The sequence below is a fragment of the Chthoniobacterales bacterium genome, assembly GCA_035274845.1.
Taxonomy (GTDB): domain Bacteria; phylum Verrucomicrobiota; class Verrucomicrobiia; order Chthoniobacterales; family UBA10450; genus AV80.
Genome location: DATENU010000019.1, coordinates 26,378 through 40,352 on the forward strand (window position 1 = coordinate 26,378; position 13,975 = coordinate 40,352).

General features: G+C 59.0%; 17 protein-coding genes. 8 read left to right on the forward strand and 9 right to left on the reverse strand.

From position 1 onward, the window contains the following. Window positions 1-26: 26 nt before the first annotated feature. Window positions 27-419, reverse strand: a complete 393-nt coding sequence (locus VJU77_12745) for a hypothetical protein (GenBank protein HKP04213.1) — start codon at window positions 417-419, stop codon at window positions 27-29. A gap of 81 nt (window positions 420-500) precedes the next feature. Between VJU77_12745 and VJU77_12750 the strand changes: the two genes are divergently transcribed. Both VJU77_12750 and VJU77_12755 read left to right on the forward strand, forming a co-directional pair. Next, window positions 501-941, forward strand: coding sequence for a nuclear transport factor 2 family protein (locus VJU77_12750; GenBank protein ID HKP04214.1), 441 nt, complete (start codon window positions 501-503; stop codon window positions 939-941). Between the two features lie 213 nt (window positions 942-1,154). After that, a complete protein-coding gene (locus VJU77_12755) occupies window positions 1,155-1,493 on the forward strand; it encodes a hypothetical protein (GenBank protein ID HKP04215.1) in 339 nt (112 codons plus the stop codon). Window positions 1,494-1,648: 155 nt separating this feature from the next. On the opposite strand, the gene VJU77_12760 is transcribed toward VJU77_12755, so the two are convergent. Next, window positions 1,649-1,846, reverse strand: a complete 198-nt coding sequence (locus tag VJU77_12760) for a hypothetical protein (protein ID HKP04216.1) — start codon at window positions 1,844-1,846, stop codon at window positions 1,649-1,651. A gap of 124 nt (window positions 1,847-1,970) precedes the next feature. Here VJU77_12760 and VJU77_12765 point away from each other — a divergent pair, with 124 nt between their 5' ends. The 3 genes from VJU77_12765 to VJU77_12775 all read left to right on the forward strand — a co-directional run bounded on the left by VJU77_12765 (window position 1,971) and on the right by VJU77_12775 (window position 3,430). Continuing rightward, on the forward strand, window positions 1,971-2,261 hold the full coding sequence (locus VJU77_12765; protein HKP04217.1) for a hypothetical protein: 291 nt from the start codon (window positions 1,971-1,973) through the stop codon (window positions 2,259-2,261). A gap of 119 nt (window positions 2,262-2,380) precedes the next feature. Beyond that, window positions 2,381-2,824: a hypothetical protein gene (locus tag VJU77_12770; GenBank protein ID HKP04218.1), complete on the forward strand. Its 444-nt coding sequence runs from the start codon at window positions 2,381-2,383 to the stop codon at window positions 2,822-2,824. 162 nt (window positions 2,825-2,986) lie between these two features. Then, window positions 2,987-3,430: a hypothetical protein gene (locus VJU77_12775; GenBank protein HKP04219.1), complete on the forward strand. Its 444-nt coding sequence runs from the start codon at window positions 2,987-2,989 to the stop codon at window positions 3,428-3,430. Window positions 3,431-3,705: 275 nt separating this feature from the next. On the opposite strand, the gene VJU77_12780 is transcribed toward VJU77_12775, so the two are convergent. The 5 genes from VJU77_12780 to VJU77_12800 all read right to left on the reverse strand — a co-directional run bounded on the left by VJU77_12780 (window position 3,706) and on the right by VJU77_12800 (window position 10,631). Continuing rightward, window positions 3,706-5,781 carry a sodium-translocating pyrophosphatase gene (locus tag VJU77_12780; GenBank protein ID HKP04220.1) on the reverse strand — a complete coding sequence of 692 codons (2,076 nt, stop codon included), beginning with the start codon at window positions 5,779-5,781 and terminating at the stop codon, window positions 3,706-3,708. Between the two features lie 144 nt (window positions 5,782-5,925). Beyond that, the gene (locus VJU77_12785; GenBank protein HKP04221.1) at window positions 5,926-7,425 is read right to left on the reverse strand and encodes a mechanosensitive ion channel family protein; all 1,500 of its coding nucleotides are present in this window, start codon (window positions 7,423-7,425) and stop codon (window positions 5,926-5,928) included. A gap of 237 nt (window positions 7,426-7,662) precedes the next feature. Further along, window positions 7,663-8,019, reverse strand: a complete 357-nt coding sequence (locus VJU77_12790) for a DUF423 domain-containing protein (GenBank protein HKP04222.1) — start codon at window positions 8,017-8,019, stop codon at window positions 7,663-7,665. Next, window positions 8,016-10,178 (reverse strand): PBP1A family penicillin-binding protein, encoded by a 2,163-nt coding sequence (locus tag VJU77_12795; protein ID HKP04223.1) that lies wholly within the window; start codon window positions 10,176-10,178, stop codon window positions 8,016-8,018. Before VJU77_12795 ends, VJU77_12790 begins: the two co-directional genes overlap by 4 nt. Window positions 10,179-10,295: 117 nt before the next feature. Then, window positions 10,296-10,631 carry a glutaredoxin gene (locus VJU77_12800; GenBank protein ID HKP04224.1) on the reverse strand — a complete coding sequence of 112 codons (336 nt, stop codon included), beginning with the start codon at window positions 10,629-10,631 and terminating at the stop codon, window positions 10,296-10,298. Between the two features lie 62 nt (window positions 10,632-10,693). Here VJU77_12800 and VJU77_12805 point away from each other — a divergent pair, with 62 nt between their 5' ends. Further along, window positions 10,694-11,275 carry a thioredoxin family protein gene (locus VJU77_12805; protein ID HKP04225.1) on the forward strand — a complete coding sequence of 194 codons (582 nt, stop codon included), beginning with the start codon at window positions 10,694-10,696 and terminating at the stop codon, window positions 11,273-11,275. 80 nt (window positions 11,276-11,355) lie between these two features. Here the strand turns inward: VJU77_12805 and VJU77_12810 are convergent, their stop codons facing one another. Further along, window positions 11,356-11,976 carry a sigma-70 family RNA polymerase sigma factor gene (locus VJU77_12810; GenBank protein ID HKP04226.1) on the reverse strand — a complete coding sequence of 207 codons (621 nt, stop codon included), beginning with the start codon at window positions 11,974-11,976 and terminating at the stop codon, window positions 11,356-11,358. A gap of 197 nt (window positions 11,977-12,173) precedes the next feature. Between VJU77_12810 and VJU77_12815 the strand changes: the two genes are divergently transcribed. After that, window positions 12,174-12,458: a hypothetical protein gene (locus VJU77_12815; GenBank protein ID HKP04227.1), complete on the forward strand. Its 285-nt coding sequence runs from the start codon at window positions 12,174-12,176 to the stop codon at window positions 12,456-12,458. Window positions 12,459-12,500: 42 nt separating this feature from the next. Here the strand turns inward: VJU77_12815 and VJU77_12820 are convergent, their stop codons facing one another. Next, window positions 12,501-12,740 carry a hypothetical protein gene (locus VJU77_12820; protein ID HKP04228.1) on the reverse strand — a complete coding sequence of 80 codons (240 nt, stop codon included), beginning with the start codon at window positions 12,738-12,740 and terminating at the stop codon, window positions 12,501-12,503. Between the two features lie 202 nt (window positions 12,741-12,942). Between VJU77_12820 and VJU77_12825 the strand changes: the two genes are divergently transcribed. Further along, window positions 12,943-13,506 (forward strand): ferritin-like domain-containing protein, encoded by a 564-nt coding sequence (locus VJU77_12825; protein HKP04229.1) that lies wholly within the window; start codon window positions 12,943-12,945, stop codon window positions 13,504-13,506. Window positions 13,507-13,975: the final 469 nt, after the last annotated feature.

Genomic DNA, 13,975 nt, shown 5'->3' on the forward strand with positions numbered 1-13,975 from the left:
GTCCCGCTTTGCGGGATTCGATCCACCTAAAGAAGGCTGGAACCGAAAGCGCCCGGCTTTCCTTTTTTCCAGCGCAAATCAGGATGGAGATTGATCTCCGCCGGGGGCACCTCGAAGCCAACGGCGCGGAGCAGGTAAGAAACACCTTCCCGGCTCTCCATGGTTTCCTTGAGGCTGCGCGCGAAGAGCTCGATGTATTCCTTGTAGGATTCGAGCGCCAGCTTTCCCTCCGCGAAATGCTCCGCGAGCGCCTCGTCGTGGTAATCGATCAGCTCGATCAGGGCGCGGCGCAGCTTGATTCGCATTTCCGGATCGACCACGACCTTGAACGGCGTCGCGCCGGCATCAGGTTTAGCGAGCTCCTTTTTCAGCGCGGTTTGATCCGCGGAGACAAGCTGATAATCGCGTGGTTCGTCCATTTTCTGCCCGCTTGCGCCGCGGGAAAGCGAGAAGCCAAGTTGTGGTTGACGCGCCTATGCTGTCAAATCAGAATCGCCGCCATGAAAAAATCTCTATTCACCTTGGTTATGGTTGCCGGGCTGGCGACGGCAGGATTTTGCGGCTCCGCGGACAGCGAATTGAAAGCGATCGAGGAAAAGTGGCTCGATGCCTACATGAAGAGCGACCCCGCCTTCCTCAAGAATCTGGAAACGGAAGACTACACCATCGTCGAACCAGAGGGACACGTCTCGACCAAAGCCGACGATGTTAAATCGGTGACCGACAAGAAATTCGTCCTGAAATCGGCCACCATGAGTGATTTCAAGTGCCGGATGCTGGGCGACAACGCTGCTGTTGTGACCGCTACGCTGAAGATGAGCGGCACGGAAGAAGGCAAGGAATTCTCCGGCGAGTTTCGCGGGATGGACGTCTTTGAAAAGAAAGACGGTAAATGGATGGCGGTCGCCTCGCAGCTCACCAAGATCGAGAAAGAGAAGTAAAGTCTCCATCTGTCGATTGTTTTAGGGACTGCCCCGAAGGTTCTTCGGGGCAGTTTCGTTTTAGGACTAAATCGCGTGCAGACGCGCGCGAGAATCCCCGGTTCGGCAACGTCCAGACGGCTGCGTCCATTCGAATCATAAGAGAGCGGACGAGCTGCTCGCTCGAGCAGTCCTGCGTCCGTGAAAGGGAACGTTAACAACGAAAGGGAATCGATGAAGAAGACAATTCTTAGCATCGCGCTGGCTGTGGTCGCACCATTTGCCTGGGCGCAAACGAGCAGCACAAGCACGACAACAACGACAACAAAGACGGTGGATGGCGGCGGAACGATTACCGAGTACACGCCTGGCAGCGTAATCGTCCTGAAGGAGACAAGCGGGCCGCGGCATTACAAGTTCGGCAAGACCGTGACCTACGTGACCAAGAGCGGCAAGACGCTCGATGAAGAGACCGTGAAGACCCGCATCAAGGTGGGCATTCCGGTCCACGTGCAGTACACCACCGAAGGCGAAGACATGGTGGTGAGCCGCGTCGTCCTCGACGAGGATTGATCGCTGTCTGGTTTGTTTGTTTAGGATGCCGCCGGCGCTTGGCCACGCTGCTGAGCGCCGGCGCTTTTTCTCCATCAGGCCTCCACTCTCGAGGCGATTGAAGTGGTTCCAATAAGCGGGCCACTTCATCCCCACCCATCCGCATCAATCCGCGGCTACTGCATCGTCCTCGACGCGAGCCCAAGGAGCGGCGCTTTCCAAACCGCCGTCCCTTTCTCGGATAAAGCGCCGGATCCAATCACAATAGATTCGTTCGCTTCGAATGCTGAAATGCCTTCGCCAAATGGCGTCCCGGACTCATCGAGCAGTTTCGGCTTGTGACCGGCCAACGCGGCGGGTACGTTCTGGGACATGCCTCCCAGTCTGGAAAATATTCATCCGGACCGCGAATCTTGATAGCTCGGAAAATCCCGCCTTTGAAGACAGGTTTTTCCAATCTACTTCTCATTAGACCGCTGGCGTATGCCATTCTTTCGCGTGATTCTACATGGTACTGGCATTCGGGTTCCCGATCCCGAGGGCGAGGCGCCGAGCACTGGATTCTATGTCACCCGTTCGGTCCGCGCCGCGTCAGCAGAGGCAGCGGAGGGGCGCGCGCGCGAAATGGTTTTGCGGGATTGGACCTCCGGGAAATACGCCACCCACTACGAAGGCGATCCACCAGCACTCAGTGTGGATTCAGTTTACGCTTCAACCCTGCTTGAGCATCTGCGCTTTAAGAACAGAGGAGGTCACGCGTTTTATCCGCCAGACTCGAACACAGCCTAACCAAGCGATTGAGCGAATGGCTGGCAGCATTTATTCCTGACCTTTTATGAAATTCGATTCTCAACCCGTAGCGGCGCGCATTCCCGCCAGCCGTCGCTCATCTTGTTCTCGTTAGACGTATGCATCGCATTCTCTTTTTTTTCCTCCTTGGCGCATCATGTGCGTTAGCCGAAAAGAGCGAACCGGCGCCGCTAGATGCTCCCTATGAAAAAGTGTTCGACCCATGGCGCGCATGCACAGCCGCGGAGGGCCTCGCAAAACGCGGCGCTCCAGACGCTCTTCGTACGTGCTTTCTCGCCGCGTATGTTCGGTTGAGTCAGCCGTTCCTCGGAGGCGAAGACCTCGAGGCCATCCACCGTATCTTCCAAGAGGTGCTTCCAGCTGTGGGCGATAAGAACTTTGCCAGTGCGTTGGAAAAGCAGCGTCCGGAGATTCGTAGCGCGGCCGCTCATTTCCTGAGCGGATTTTTCAAGATTCGGGATTTCCCCAAAACCCACAAACTGCTGAGAGCAGCACCCCAGATAGATTGGCCACTCGATCGGGCGTATCGCAATGACCGCTAAGAGGTCTAACCAGACGATCCCGTTTCGACAGCTCAAGGCCCTGAGCAAGCCGAAGCGGAGCGAACAGCGGACCGCTTTGCGTTCACATTTGAGATGATTTCCACCCATTCACTCCGAGCGACGCGCGGTCTCGTCCGCCGTCGCTCATCTTGTTCTCGTTAGATGCTCAAACGCTTTTACATCTTGACAGCGATAGCACTCATTACGGGATCGGCAGCGCTCGCGGGGCCGCCGGATGGGGCGACCATCGCTAACCGTATTCCATTGAAACAGCGCGACCCGACCAGAGCCGCTGAGGAGGAAATGCAGTGGATGATGAAGATCCATCGTTACACGCCGCTTCTCGCGCAGAGGGATGAGGTGGCTGAAGTCACTGAAAAGGCGAAGCGTGGTGACGCACGGGCTTCTGCGACGACCCGCTGGGGTCATACTATCCTGAATTACAATGGCCATTCGATCAGCAACTGGTGGTTTGTCACGCCTAAAGGAAAAAGGGAGATTTACTTCGACATGGGTCCGACGCTTTCTCACAAGGAGGACGTTCGACAAGAGTCGGGTCGAGGTCAGTATATGCTACGCATGACGCCTCCACTCAAAGTGCGATGACGCATTTAACCAGGCGATGGAGCGAAGGGCTGGCCGCTTTGGCTCCTCACTCTCCATGAAATTCCCACCCTCAACCGGCAGCGACGGGGCGTCCCGCCAGCCGTTCCTCATCTTGTTCTCGTTAGGTGTAATTCCCGGTGCCATCCAAAAGGCCGTCAGGTCGAGAGGAAGAAGCGGATCGGGCGATATGCGAAAAATCTGGCTGAAGTTATTGCCTTCGCGAAACAGCGTCAGCAAAACGTCCCGCTGAGTGACCCGCGCGAGCCACCTAAAGCCTAGAAGAAAATCGGAATGATCAGGATCGCGACGATGTTCACGACTTTGATCATCGGATTGATCGCGGGGCCGGCGGTGTCCTTGTAGGGATCGCCGACGGTGTCGCCGGTGACGGAGGCGGCGTGGGCGAAGGAGCCTTTGCCGCCGAGATTTCCTTCTTCGATGAATTTCTTGGCGTTGTCCCAGGCGCCGCCGCTTGAGGTCATCGCGATGGCGACGAAGAGGCCGGTTACAATGGTGCCAACGAGAAGGCCGCCCAGGACCACAGGACCGAGCGGCTTGATGACCGCAACGGCGATAACAAACGCGACCGGCAACAACGCCGGCACAATCATTTCGCGCAGGGCCGCCTTGGTCACGATGTCGACGCAGGTGCCGTATTCCGGAGTATCTTCGCCGCGCAAAATGCCGGGCTTGGCGGTTAATTGCCGCCGGACTTCACGAACAACCGCGCCGGCCGCTTTACCCACGGCGTCCATACTGAACGCGGTGAAAAGGAATGGCAGCAGGCCGCCGATGAACAGACCGATAATGACCTTGGGCTCCGTCAGCGAAAACTGGAACGCATACGCTTTATTCCCAAGAGTAAAATGCGCCTTGAGCTCTTCGACGTAGGAACCGAAAAGAACTAGCGCGGCCAGACCGGCTGAAGCGATGGCGTAACCTTTCGTGACGGCCTTCATCGTGTTGCCGACGGCATCGAGCTCATCGGTGATGCCGCGAATTTCCTTCGGCAGATTGCTCATCACGGCGATGCCGCCCGCGTTGTCGGTAATCGGGCCAAAGGCATCGAGAGAGATGATAATGCCCGCCATCGAAAGCATGCTCATGACGGCAATGGCGATCCCGTAGAGGCCGGCGAAATGGAAGCTGAGCAGGATGGCGATGCCGATAAAGCCGACGGGCAACGCCGTGGCGTGCTGGCCGATCGCGAGGCCCGCGATAATGTTCGTGGCGTGGCCGGTTTCGGACGCCTTGGCAATCTTCCGGACGGGCGCGTAGGCGGTGGAGGTGTAGTAATTCGTGATCACGACCACGATGCCGGTCATGAGCAAGCCGACGAGCGAGGCGAAATAGAGGTCGTTAGCAGAACGGGCAACGCCGCCGATCGTGACCGGGTCGGGGAAAAGCCAGTGGGTCGCAGGCCAATATAGGATGGCCGAAATCAATCCGCTGGCGCCGACCGCGCCCATTAGAACCGAGCCGGGTTTTCCGCCGCTGAAGTTCACGAAGAGGATGCCGATGATCGCTCCCAGGACAGAAATTCCGCCGAGGACGAATGGGAAAATAATCGCGGCCGGATAGGTGCCGAGGGTGAGCGCGCCGACCAGGATCGCGCCGATCAGGCTGACCGCGTAAGTCTCGAAAACGTCCGCGGCCATGCCGGCGCAGTCGCCCACGTTGTCGCCAACGTTGTCCGCGATGGTGGCCGGATTGCGCGGATCGTCTTCCTCGAGATTGCTCTCGATCTTGCCGACGAGGTCAGCGCCGACGTCCGCGGCCTTGGTGTAGATGCCGCCGCCAAGCCGCGCGAAAACGCTGATCAAACTCGATCCCAGAGCGAGACCGACCAGGCTTTTCACGGCCATGTCGTGACCGGCCCAGTTATTTACCAGCGTGTAAAAAATACCGACCGAGAGCAGCGCCAGACCGACGACGAGAAGACCGGTGACCGCGCCGCCATTGAACGCGACCCGCATCGCGGCGGAGCGGGATTGGCTGGCGGCCTGGGCGGTCCGGGTATTGGCCAGGACGGCGATGCGCATCCCGATATAACCAGCGGCCAGCGAACAGAACGCGCCGATCACGAAACCGAGGGCGGTAAATTTGTCGCGAAAGATGAAGAGAAGGATGAAAATGACCGCGGCAATGGCGCTGATGGTCACGACCTGGCGTTTCAAGTAAGCCTTGGCGCCTTCCTCGACCGCGCCGGCGATCTGGCGCATCCGGTCGTTCCCGGGCGAGAGCCGAATGACCGCCTTAATGAGGAAAAAGGCGAAGAGCAACCCCAGGGCGGCGCAGACCATGGAAAGCGTAACACCGGAATTGAGAATGTTGAGGGCAAGAAAAATCATGACGGCTCCGTTGAAAGCGGGGCACTGTAGTTAGGTTTGTCCTGCTGGCAACGGGTAAATGCTCGTTGCAGTGGAGACGGCCTGCCATCAGGCCGTGGGGAGCAGCAACGTCACCCTCCACGGCCTGAGGGCAGGCCGTCTCCACTACAATTCGAAAACGGTTTTCAGGCGCCGCAGGAGCGAGGAGCGATACTCCGACTCCTTCTGTTCGTGCTCCAGCGGCGCGATGGCCTCTTTCACGAGGCCTTCGCCTTCGAGTTTGCGCCTGGCCAACAGCTCGCTCAGGGCGGACAGGCATTGGGGGGACTCGCGCAGCACTTCCGCCATGATCGGCTTGCTGATTTCGAGAACTTCACAGTCGTTCTCAGCCTGGACCGTGGCGGTGCGCGGGTCGCCGGTGAGAAGGGAAAATTCCCCGAAGCAATCGCCCTGGCGCATGGTTCCAACGCGGACGCTGGTGCCGTTACGGGCAATATTGACCCCCGCCGTACCGCGCAGCATGACGAACATCGAATCGCCCTCGTCCCCTTCACGAATCAGGCGCTCGCCCCGGCCGTAACGATGAATCGGCGAATTCTGGAGAACGTTCTCCAGCTGCAGGTCGTTCATGCAGTCGAAGAGCGCTTCGTTGCGAATAATTGCGCGGGCTTCAGCTTTCGGATCGCCCGCGCGGGCGCTGCCGCGCTGGATTTGCAAAGTCCGGATCGGGAACGGAATCGTGATCTGCTGGCGGCGGAATTCGTACCAGATGTTGGTCCGAATCGCGTCGCAAACGTCGTTATAGAATCGGTGATTGCCCATCGAGAACTTGACTTCGTAGATGACGGCCGAGTCGGCGAAATCCATCACGTAAATCTTGACGGGCGGATCGGGGAGCACGCCTTCGGCAGTGGTGGCGGCCCGGTGCAGCGCGTCCTTCACCCGGTTTGGTGGAACATTGTAATCGGCCCCGACCCGGAGTCGCATGGCGTGGACCTCCGTTGGGTAATGAAGGTTGACGATCGGATTGCGCGCGACCTGGTAATTGGGGATGTCGAGGTAAATGCCGTCGTTGGTTCGGAGCCTGGTCGAACGCCAGTTGATCTCCATGACCTCGGCATATTTGTCGGCGATATGGAGCCAGTCGCCGACCTTGTAGGGCTTGCTGATCTGAAGCGCGATGCCGGAAACGATGCCGCCGAACAAATCCTGGAGGGCGAATCCAAGGACGATGGCGAAAATGCCGGATCCGGCCAGAAGAGCTTTGAGCTGTCCTTCGGCGTGATAGCCGATGCTCAGGACCAACAGAAGCGCGACCAGGTAAATCAACAGGGCGACGACCTGGCGGAGAAAATGCGGAATCGTCGCGCGCCGCTTTTTTTCCCAATAGGCATCCCAGAAATAGCGATCAAGGAGCGCAAGGGCGAACGCGACGCTGAGAATGAAAACGAGCGCGCCGACATGGTTTCGCCAGTCGGCCTTGACGCCGTAGAACCACATGGCCGCGTAAAAGGCCAGGGTGAGACAAAAGAGCTGGAAAAGAACCCCGAGACGCACCGCGGCTCGGCGTTTCAGCAACCGGCCGATCGTTAGGGCGCCGAAAAACGTCCCGAAGAAGATCAGGACCGTGACGGTCGCCTTTTGGGTCTCGAGGAAATGCAACATTGCCTGGCCCTAGATTAGCAGCCCGAAGTCGATGGCGACAAGTTCCGTTGCGCTGCATTGGAGACGGCCCGCCGTCGGGCCGTGGGGAGCGACAACGCAACACTCAAACGGCCTGAGGGCAGGCCGTCTCCATCGGGCCGTGGGGAGCGACGACGCAACACTCAAACGGCCTGAGGGCAGGCCGTCTCCATCGGGCCGTGGGGAGCGACGACCACGCTTCGCTTCGCTCGGAATGACCTACAGCTTCGGCGCAATCACCAGCCAGGCCCAGCCGGCCAGAAAGCAAAGACCGCCCAGCGGGGTGATCGCGCCCAGCCATCGAGTATTCGTCAACGCCATCGTATAAAGGCTTCCGCTGAAAAGGACGATCCCGGCGGCGAGCAAAAAATAGGCGGCGCGATTTCCGGCCCCGTGCAAAGCGATGGCCACCAAGGCAATCGCGTGGAGAAAGTGATAGAGCACGGCTTTGTTCCAGACGTCGAGCATGTCGTTGCCCTGGAGCGTCGCTTTCAGGGCGTGAGCGCCGAACGCGCCCAAGCCGACCGCCAGAAAGCAAAACCCAGCCGCGATTCGCAAAAGAGTGACCGGTGTCATTTGCCTCCGAAAAATTTGCGGAACGACTGAAAGATCCGGCCGGGCAGGGTGACGGCTTTTTGTCCCACGTCCTGCATTTTTTGGGCGAACTGGGTTTGGACACCGCCATGAATTTCACAGGCGACGTTTGGGACCTTGTCGTTAGGCAGGTCAATTTCGTAGGCCGTCCCGGCTGAGTTGCATCCGGTGGTCGCGAGATGGTTCGAAATGGAGCAAACGGCCGCATGGGCCAGCGGCATTGTCGGTTCCAGGGGTTGCGCCGGATAGCGCAACGCCGCCTTTGTCATTACCTGCGTCCAAACAGGCAGGGCGAGGGCCGCGCCATAACCGTGCGGAATGATCGTCTGCGGTTGATCGAACCCAACCCAGACGCCGCAGGTCAACGCGGTGGTGTATCCGACGAACCACGCGTCCTTGTAATCGTTCGTCGTGCCCGTCTTGCCCGCGGCCGGAAGTTTGAAGCCCAGCGACTTTGCGCTCGCGGCCGTTCCACTGATCAGGACCTGTTCCATCAGTTGCGAGGTCATCCAGGCGGCGCTGGGATCGAGCGCGGGCACGGTCACGTGCGCGGCGCGGTAGATCGGATTGTGCTCCGCGTCGTCGATCCGTTCGATGATGTAAGCCTGCTTACGGACCCCGCCATTCGGAAAAGCCGTGTAGGCGGCGGTGAGGTCCTTCAGATCGGTCTCGAACGAGCCAATAAAAATTGCCGGGCCGCGGGGAATGTTTTCGCCGAGACCGAGAGTGGTCGCGATTTTCTGCACGCCATCGAGTCCCGCGATTTCGCCGACGCGCACGCTCATCGTGTTTCGGGAATGAATCAGGCCGTAGGAAACCGGTTGAATGCCGCCGTAGGTGCCGTCCGAATTCCCCGGCGCCCAGTTTCCCGCGCCCTGGATTTCGCCCGGCTGAATGGGGCCATCGCTTACGGCCGCGCCCGGGAGAAGGCCATGGCTGAACGCGACGGTATAGACGAACGGTTTGAAAGAGGAACCGACCTGTCGGTTCGCCGGCGCGAGGGCGCGATTGAACTTGCTCTGGGCGTAATCGCGGCCGCCCACCAGGGCGCGGATTCCGCCGCTCGCGTTGTCGATCGCCACCAGCGCTCCCTGGAGATAAGGCATGGAAGAATCCTCACCCTCCTCTGGGGGACGGTAGTTGGCTTTGACAGGATGATGGAAATTCGATTGGCGCTCGATCTTCGCGAGCTGGGTTTCGAGTGCCTGCGTGGCCGTGTTTTGCACCGTGGGATCTAGCGTGGTGTAGATGAAAAGGCCGCCGTTATCGATCTGGTCCGGCGTGAGCAACAGATTGAGGTCACGTTGGACCGCGTCCATGGCGTAGTTCTCCTGGATTAGCGGCATCTTCCTGGGATGGGAGGCGACCTTGGTGAGCTTCGCTTCCTGGGCTTGCCCAGCGCTGATCTTTTTCAAATCCACCATGCGATCGAGCACGGCGTCGCGTTGCAAGGCGGCCCCTTCCGGATTCTTCAACGGTGAAAACCGATTTGGGCTGCGAATCAAACCGGCCAGGATGGCTGACTCCGACAGGTTCAGCTTGGCGGCATCTTTGCCGAAATAGGCGAGCGAGGCGGTCTGCACTCCGTAACAGCCGGAGCCGAAATAGATCCGGTTGATGTAAAGCTCGATGATCTGCTGCTTGGTAAAATCGCGCTCGATCCGCAGCGCCACCATCGCTTCCAGTATTTTGCGGCTGAGGGTCCGGCCGCCGAGTGGCAAACTGTTGCGGGCCAGCTGCTGGGTGATGCTGCTGGCGCCTTCCTTGGCCGAGCCGCTCATAATGTCGCGATAAAGCGCCCGCGCAATTCCGCGCCAATCGATCCCGCCATGCTCGAAAAATCGCGTGTCTTCCCGGGCGAGAAGCGCATCAATAAAAAATGGCGAGACCTCGTTGAGGTCGACCTTGACCCGGTTCGCTCCGGCGAGCCGGCTGTAGATTTTCCCGTCCACGTCGAAGACGGTGTTGCGCTCCGGCATGTCGCCGACCCGTTTCAGGTCGTAGGTTTGGGCCCAGACGGCGTAGAAAAAGAGAACGCTGAAAATGGCGACGACGGGCAACCCCAGGAGCGCCAACTTCCACGGAAGGCGGATCCTGGTCCGGCTTCTTGTCCGGGCCCGGGTGCGAGCGAGGAGCTTCATTGTTGGGTCGTTAAAGGGCTAAAGCGTTGAACAGTTGCAGCGTTAGAGAGCCGCGACGCTTCAACTGTTCAACGCTTTAACCCTTCAACGATCCAACCCTTAAGCGGTTTGACGACGCTAAACCCGCATCTGAACGGCACTGTCGTGCTGTTCATGGGCGCAGGGCGCGTTGGTCGGCGCTCCGGCGTCGGCAGTGCTCGCTGCGACCAAATTGTTCTCGACCAGGTATTTCTCCACTTCATCGCCGCTCACATCCGCGAGCATTTTGTCGTTAATTTCGACACACGGGGAGAGGGGTTGGCCCGTTTTCGTTTCCATTTCCCAGCGGAAAGCCGGGTTCTGGATGATGTCCTTTTCGGTGTAAGGAAGATTGTATTTGGCGAGCACGGCGCGCACTCCGTTGCTCCAGCCGCAGCTGGTTTTCAAATAGGCGGTAATTTTTGGCGTATCCATGTCCGCTAAGGTAGCATGGCCGCCACCGTTTGCATTCGCTCTTCGCGGCGCTAAGAAATCAGATGAGCTTTACCCTGCAGATCGGCCAGTCCGCGCCGAACTTCCAATTACCGGCCACCGACGGAAAGAGCTACGCGCTCGACGATTTTTCCGGCGACCAGGTCCTGGTGATTTTCTTCACCTGCAACCATTGCCCCTACGTCATCGGCTCCGATGAGGCGACCCGCCGCACGGCGGAAAAATTCTCGCCGCGCGGGGTGCGCTTTGTGGCCATCAATTCCAACAGCGCCAACACCTACGCGGAGGATGATTTTCCCCATATGGTCGAGCGGATGCGCGAGGAGAAATTCCCGTGGATCTATCTCTACGATAAAACGCAGGAGATCGCGCTCTCTTACGGCGCGTTACGGACGCCGCACTTTTATGTTTTCGATCGGAACCGCCGGCTGATTTACACGGGCCGCGCCGTCGACAATCCGCGCCAGGCCGACAAGGCCAAGACGCACGATCTCGATCGCGCGTTGGAAGAGCATCTCGCCGGGAAACCGATCAGCGTCCCGTTAACGAACCCGATTGGCTGCAATGTGAAGTGGGAAGGGAAAGACGCGCACTGGATGCCCGGCGACGCCTGCGATTTGGTGTAGGCGTTGGAGACGGCCCGCCATCGGGCCGTGGGAGCAGCGGCGTCATTCCCCAACGGCCGGAGGGCAGGCCGTCTCCAACGCTATATTTTGTTTCGAAGCGGCCGGACGCCCTGGGTCAATTTTCGCAGGCCCAACTGAAGCCGCGTTTTCACCGTGCCCAGCGGCGTATCCGTAGTAGCCGCGATCTCGCGCTGGCTTAAGCCGCCGAAATAGGCAAGCTCCACTGCCTCCCGCTGGACCTTCGGCAGAGTCTTCATTTGCCGCCCGAGAAACCGCCGCAGATCGGTCTGGGTTACTTCGTGGGCGGTCCCGGTTGCGCTGGTGATATGCGCCTGCGGCTTGATTTCCTCTTCGAAACGTTGCTTCGCCCGGCGATAGCTGTCGCGCCGCCGAACCCGGTCGATAGCCCGGCGTCGCGCGATGGTGATCACCCAGCCGAGCGGCTTCCCCGCTTTCGGCGAATAATGATGGGCCTCCCGCCAGATTTGGAGGAACGATTCCTGGAGAACATCATCCGCTTCCGATTCTTCATGGACCACGCTGCCGATCAGGGCGCGAAGCGAACGGGCGTAGCGCGCGTAGAGCTCGCTCAGGGCCGGCTGCTGGCGTTGCGTGATTTTTTCCATCAACGTTTCGTCGCCCAGGATTGAAATCTCGGGACCGCCGGCATGCGAAATCTGCAGTTCGGGAAATAAGGCCATGCCGTTAATTCGGATTAGCCTCAGCAAGAGGCTATAAGCCGACCGGAGCATCGAGCGGTAGGAGAAATCCCGATGACAAGGCGTGGGCCCGCTTGAGAAACTTTGGTTTCTTTTAGGGGTTTAACCTATCGACACATCATCCAGTCGACTCATGGAAAACCCCGCCCTTTTCGTATTTAATCAAGTCACTTGATTCGATGGGCGCGCATTTATTATCCGAGGAAAAACTGGCGATTCTGCAGGCGGCCGATCCGCGGCGGAAGTGGCATTCGCTCGACGATCAGCGGGTCTGCGTTTTGTGCGGGCGAGTTATTACCGGCCGCCAGATCGAGATCACCCGTGATTCACGCGGGGGATATTCCCTGAGTTGTCCAACGCAAGGCTGCCCGGCGTTGCCGAACGATTGGTTTTACCGCGGGAACGCCTCTTCCCGTCCGAAAACTTCCGATCACCGCAGTTCCGAAGTAACTTTCTGGGGCTAGAAAACTTTTTGCCTTCAGGGGCAGGAAGGCTTTGGGGCTGGCTCAAGGCGCATCGGGTTCCACCCAGTCGATCGGACCGGAGCGACAATTCTCAGTCGGGCATCGCAACCGCAGAAGTCCGAGGCCATACATGCTTCGCCTGACGTTGATCTGCCAGCCGCTGATCAATCGCCCGCAGACGAGGCAAAGCCGGCGATCAGTCGTGCTGTGCCACGGCCTGAATCGATCAAGACGCTGGAGCAGTTTTAGCTTTCGGTCGGCGGGGGATTCGCTATCGGCCATCAGTTTTCTCCTGGAGGGCATGGTCCGTTGCGAGATTCCTTCCGTTCACGCCTCACTCTGTCAGTTCGGCGCTCCGTCCCCAATCGGAGTGCAGCCTGATCCGCGACTCGGTCAATTTCGGAGAATCCTGGGCCGCCGGCGGGATCCGCTCGCCGAACTTTCAATTTGAAACCGGCCTCAGGAGGAGCCGCGAATGATCTGCATGGAACTGGAAACCTTGAAAGACCTTTACGTGCACGAGCTGAAAGACCTCTACAGTGCGGAAAATCAGCTCATCAAAGCGTTGCCCAAAATGGCGAAGGCGGCGAAGAACCGGCAGTTGAGCTCCGCGTTCAACCAGCATCTCCAACAAACCAAGCGCCAGGCAAAGCGGCTGGAACAAATTCTCAAGAGCCACGGCGAATCGACCCGCGGCCCAAAATGCGAGGGGATGGAGGGTCTGATTGCCGAAGGCGATAAGATGGCCAGGGAGGACGCGGAGGATGAGGTCCGCGATGCCGGCCTGATCGCTGCCGCCCAACGGGTGGAGCATTACGAGATCGCTGGCTACGGATGCGCCCACACCTACGCCCAGCTTCTCCGCGACACGAAAGGGGCGCGCCTCCTGGACACTTCGCTCCAGGAGGAAAGCGCGACTGACAAGAAGCTGACCAAGCTCGCCAGATCCGTGATTAACCTCCGGGCGAAGAAGGTGCCGAAAAAACCCGAAAAGAAAACGGGAGTGGCAGCGACGCTCAAGAACCTTGTTTCGAAGGTGACGGGCTAGGCGGGACAGATTTTTCCTAAGGCGCCAACGGATCGGGCGCGGGCGAATTTGAAATTCGTTGCGGCGATTTTTGCAAAAGCATCCGCTGCTTGCGCCGCAGCCTGGCCAGGCGGCTTTTGGCTGCCTCCGGGGTTGGTTGCAAGGAGCGAGGCCGTCTCGGGCGAGGGGAGTTTTCGAGAATGTTGGAAAGGCGGGCGAGCAAGGCCGCCCGGGCTTCATCTCCTGTTTGCCCGGCCGGTTCCGAATCCATAATGCACTATCCCAGCGCCCCGCTTTTTTGGCAATCGGTCGCGAGGCTGCCTGCGGCGTCGGATTAATGCCGATGAAGTCGCTCTGGCTGAGCGGCGCAGAGAATTTTTCCAAAACCCTGCCCCGCTGCAAGGCGTTGCCCACGTTGGGGCTGGGCTTTTGCATCGGTAAAATCCCTATGTTATTATCAGCGAATACCCGACCAAGCTGGGATCGAAGC

Bases quoted from the DNA above. Each gene is read 5' to 3' on its own strand.
- VJU77_12770 (HKP04218.1), top strand. From the start codon at position 2,381: ATGCATCGCATTCTCTTTTTTTTCCTCCTTGGCGCATCATGTGCGTTA.
- VJU77_12780 (HKP04220.1), bottom strand. From the start codon at position 5,781: ATGATTTTTCTTGCCCTCAACATTCTCAATTCCGGTGTTACGCTTTCC.
- VJU77_12755 (HKP04215.1), top strand. From the start codon at position 1,155: ATGAAGAAGACAATTCTTAGCATCGCGCTGGCTGTGGTCGCACCATTT.
- VJU77_12795 (HKP04223.1), bottom strand. From the start codon at position 10,178: ATGAAGCTCCTCGCTCGCACCCGGGCCCGGACAAGAAGCCGGACCAGG.
- VJU77_12800 (HKP04224.1), bottom strand. From the start codon at position 10,631: ATGGATACGCCAAAAATTACCGCCTATTTGAAAACCAGCTGCGGCTGG.
- VJU77_12785 (HKP04221.1), bottom strand. From the start codon at position 7,425: ATGTTGCATTTCCTCGAGACCCAAAAGGCGACCGTCACGGTCCTGATC.
- VJU77_12825 (HKP04229.1), top strand. From the start codon at position 12,943: ATGGAACTGGAAACCTTGAAAGACCTTTACGTGCACGAGCTGAAAGAC.
- VJU77_12805 (HKP04225.1), top strand. From the start codon at position 10,694: ATGAGCTTTACCCTGCAGATCGGCCAGTCCGCGCCGAACTTCCAATTA.
- VJU77_12775 (HKP04219.1), top strand. From the start codon at position 2,987: ATGCTCAAACGCTTTTACATCTTGACAGCGATAGCACTCATTACGGGA.
- VJU77_12745 (HKP04213.1), bottom strand. From the start codon at position 419: ATGGACGAACCACGCGATTATCAGCTTGTCTCCGCGGATCAAACCGCG.
- VJU77_12810 (HKP04226.1), bottom strand. From the start codon at position 11,976: ATGGCCTTATTTCCCGAACTGCAGATTTCGCATGCCGGCGGTCCCGAG.
- VJU77_12790 (HKP04222.1), bottom strand. From the start codon at position 8,019: ATGACACCGGTCACTCTTTTGCGAATCGCGGCTGGGTTTTGCTTTCTG.
- VJU77_12750 (HKP04214.1), top strand. From the start codon at position 501: ATGAAAAAATCTCTATTCACCTTGGTTATGGTTGCCGGGCTGGCGACG.
- VJU77_12820 (HKP04228.1), bottom strand. From the start codon at position 12,740: ATGGCCGATAGCGAATCCCCCGCCGACCGAAAGCTAAAACTGCTCCAG.
- VJU77_12815 (HKP04227.1), top strand. From the start codon at position 12,174: ATGGGCGCGCATTTATTATCCGAGGAAAAACTGGCGATTCTGCAGGCG.
- VJU77_12760 (HKP04216.1), bottom strand. From the start codon at position 1,846: ATGTCCCAGAACGTACCCGCCGCGTTGGCCGGTCACAAGCCGAAACTG.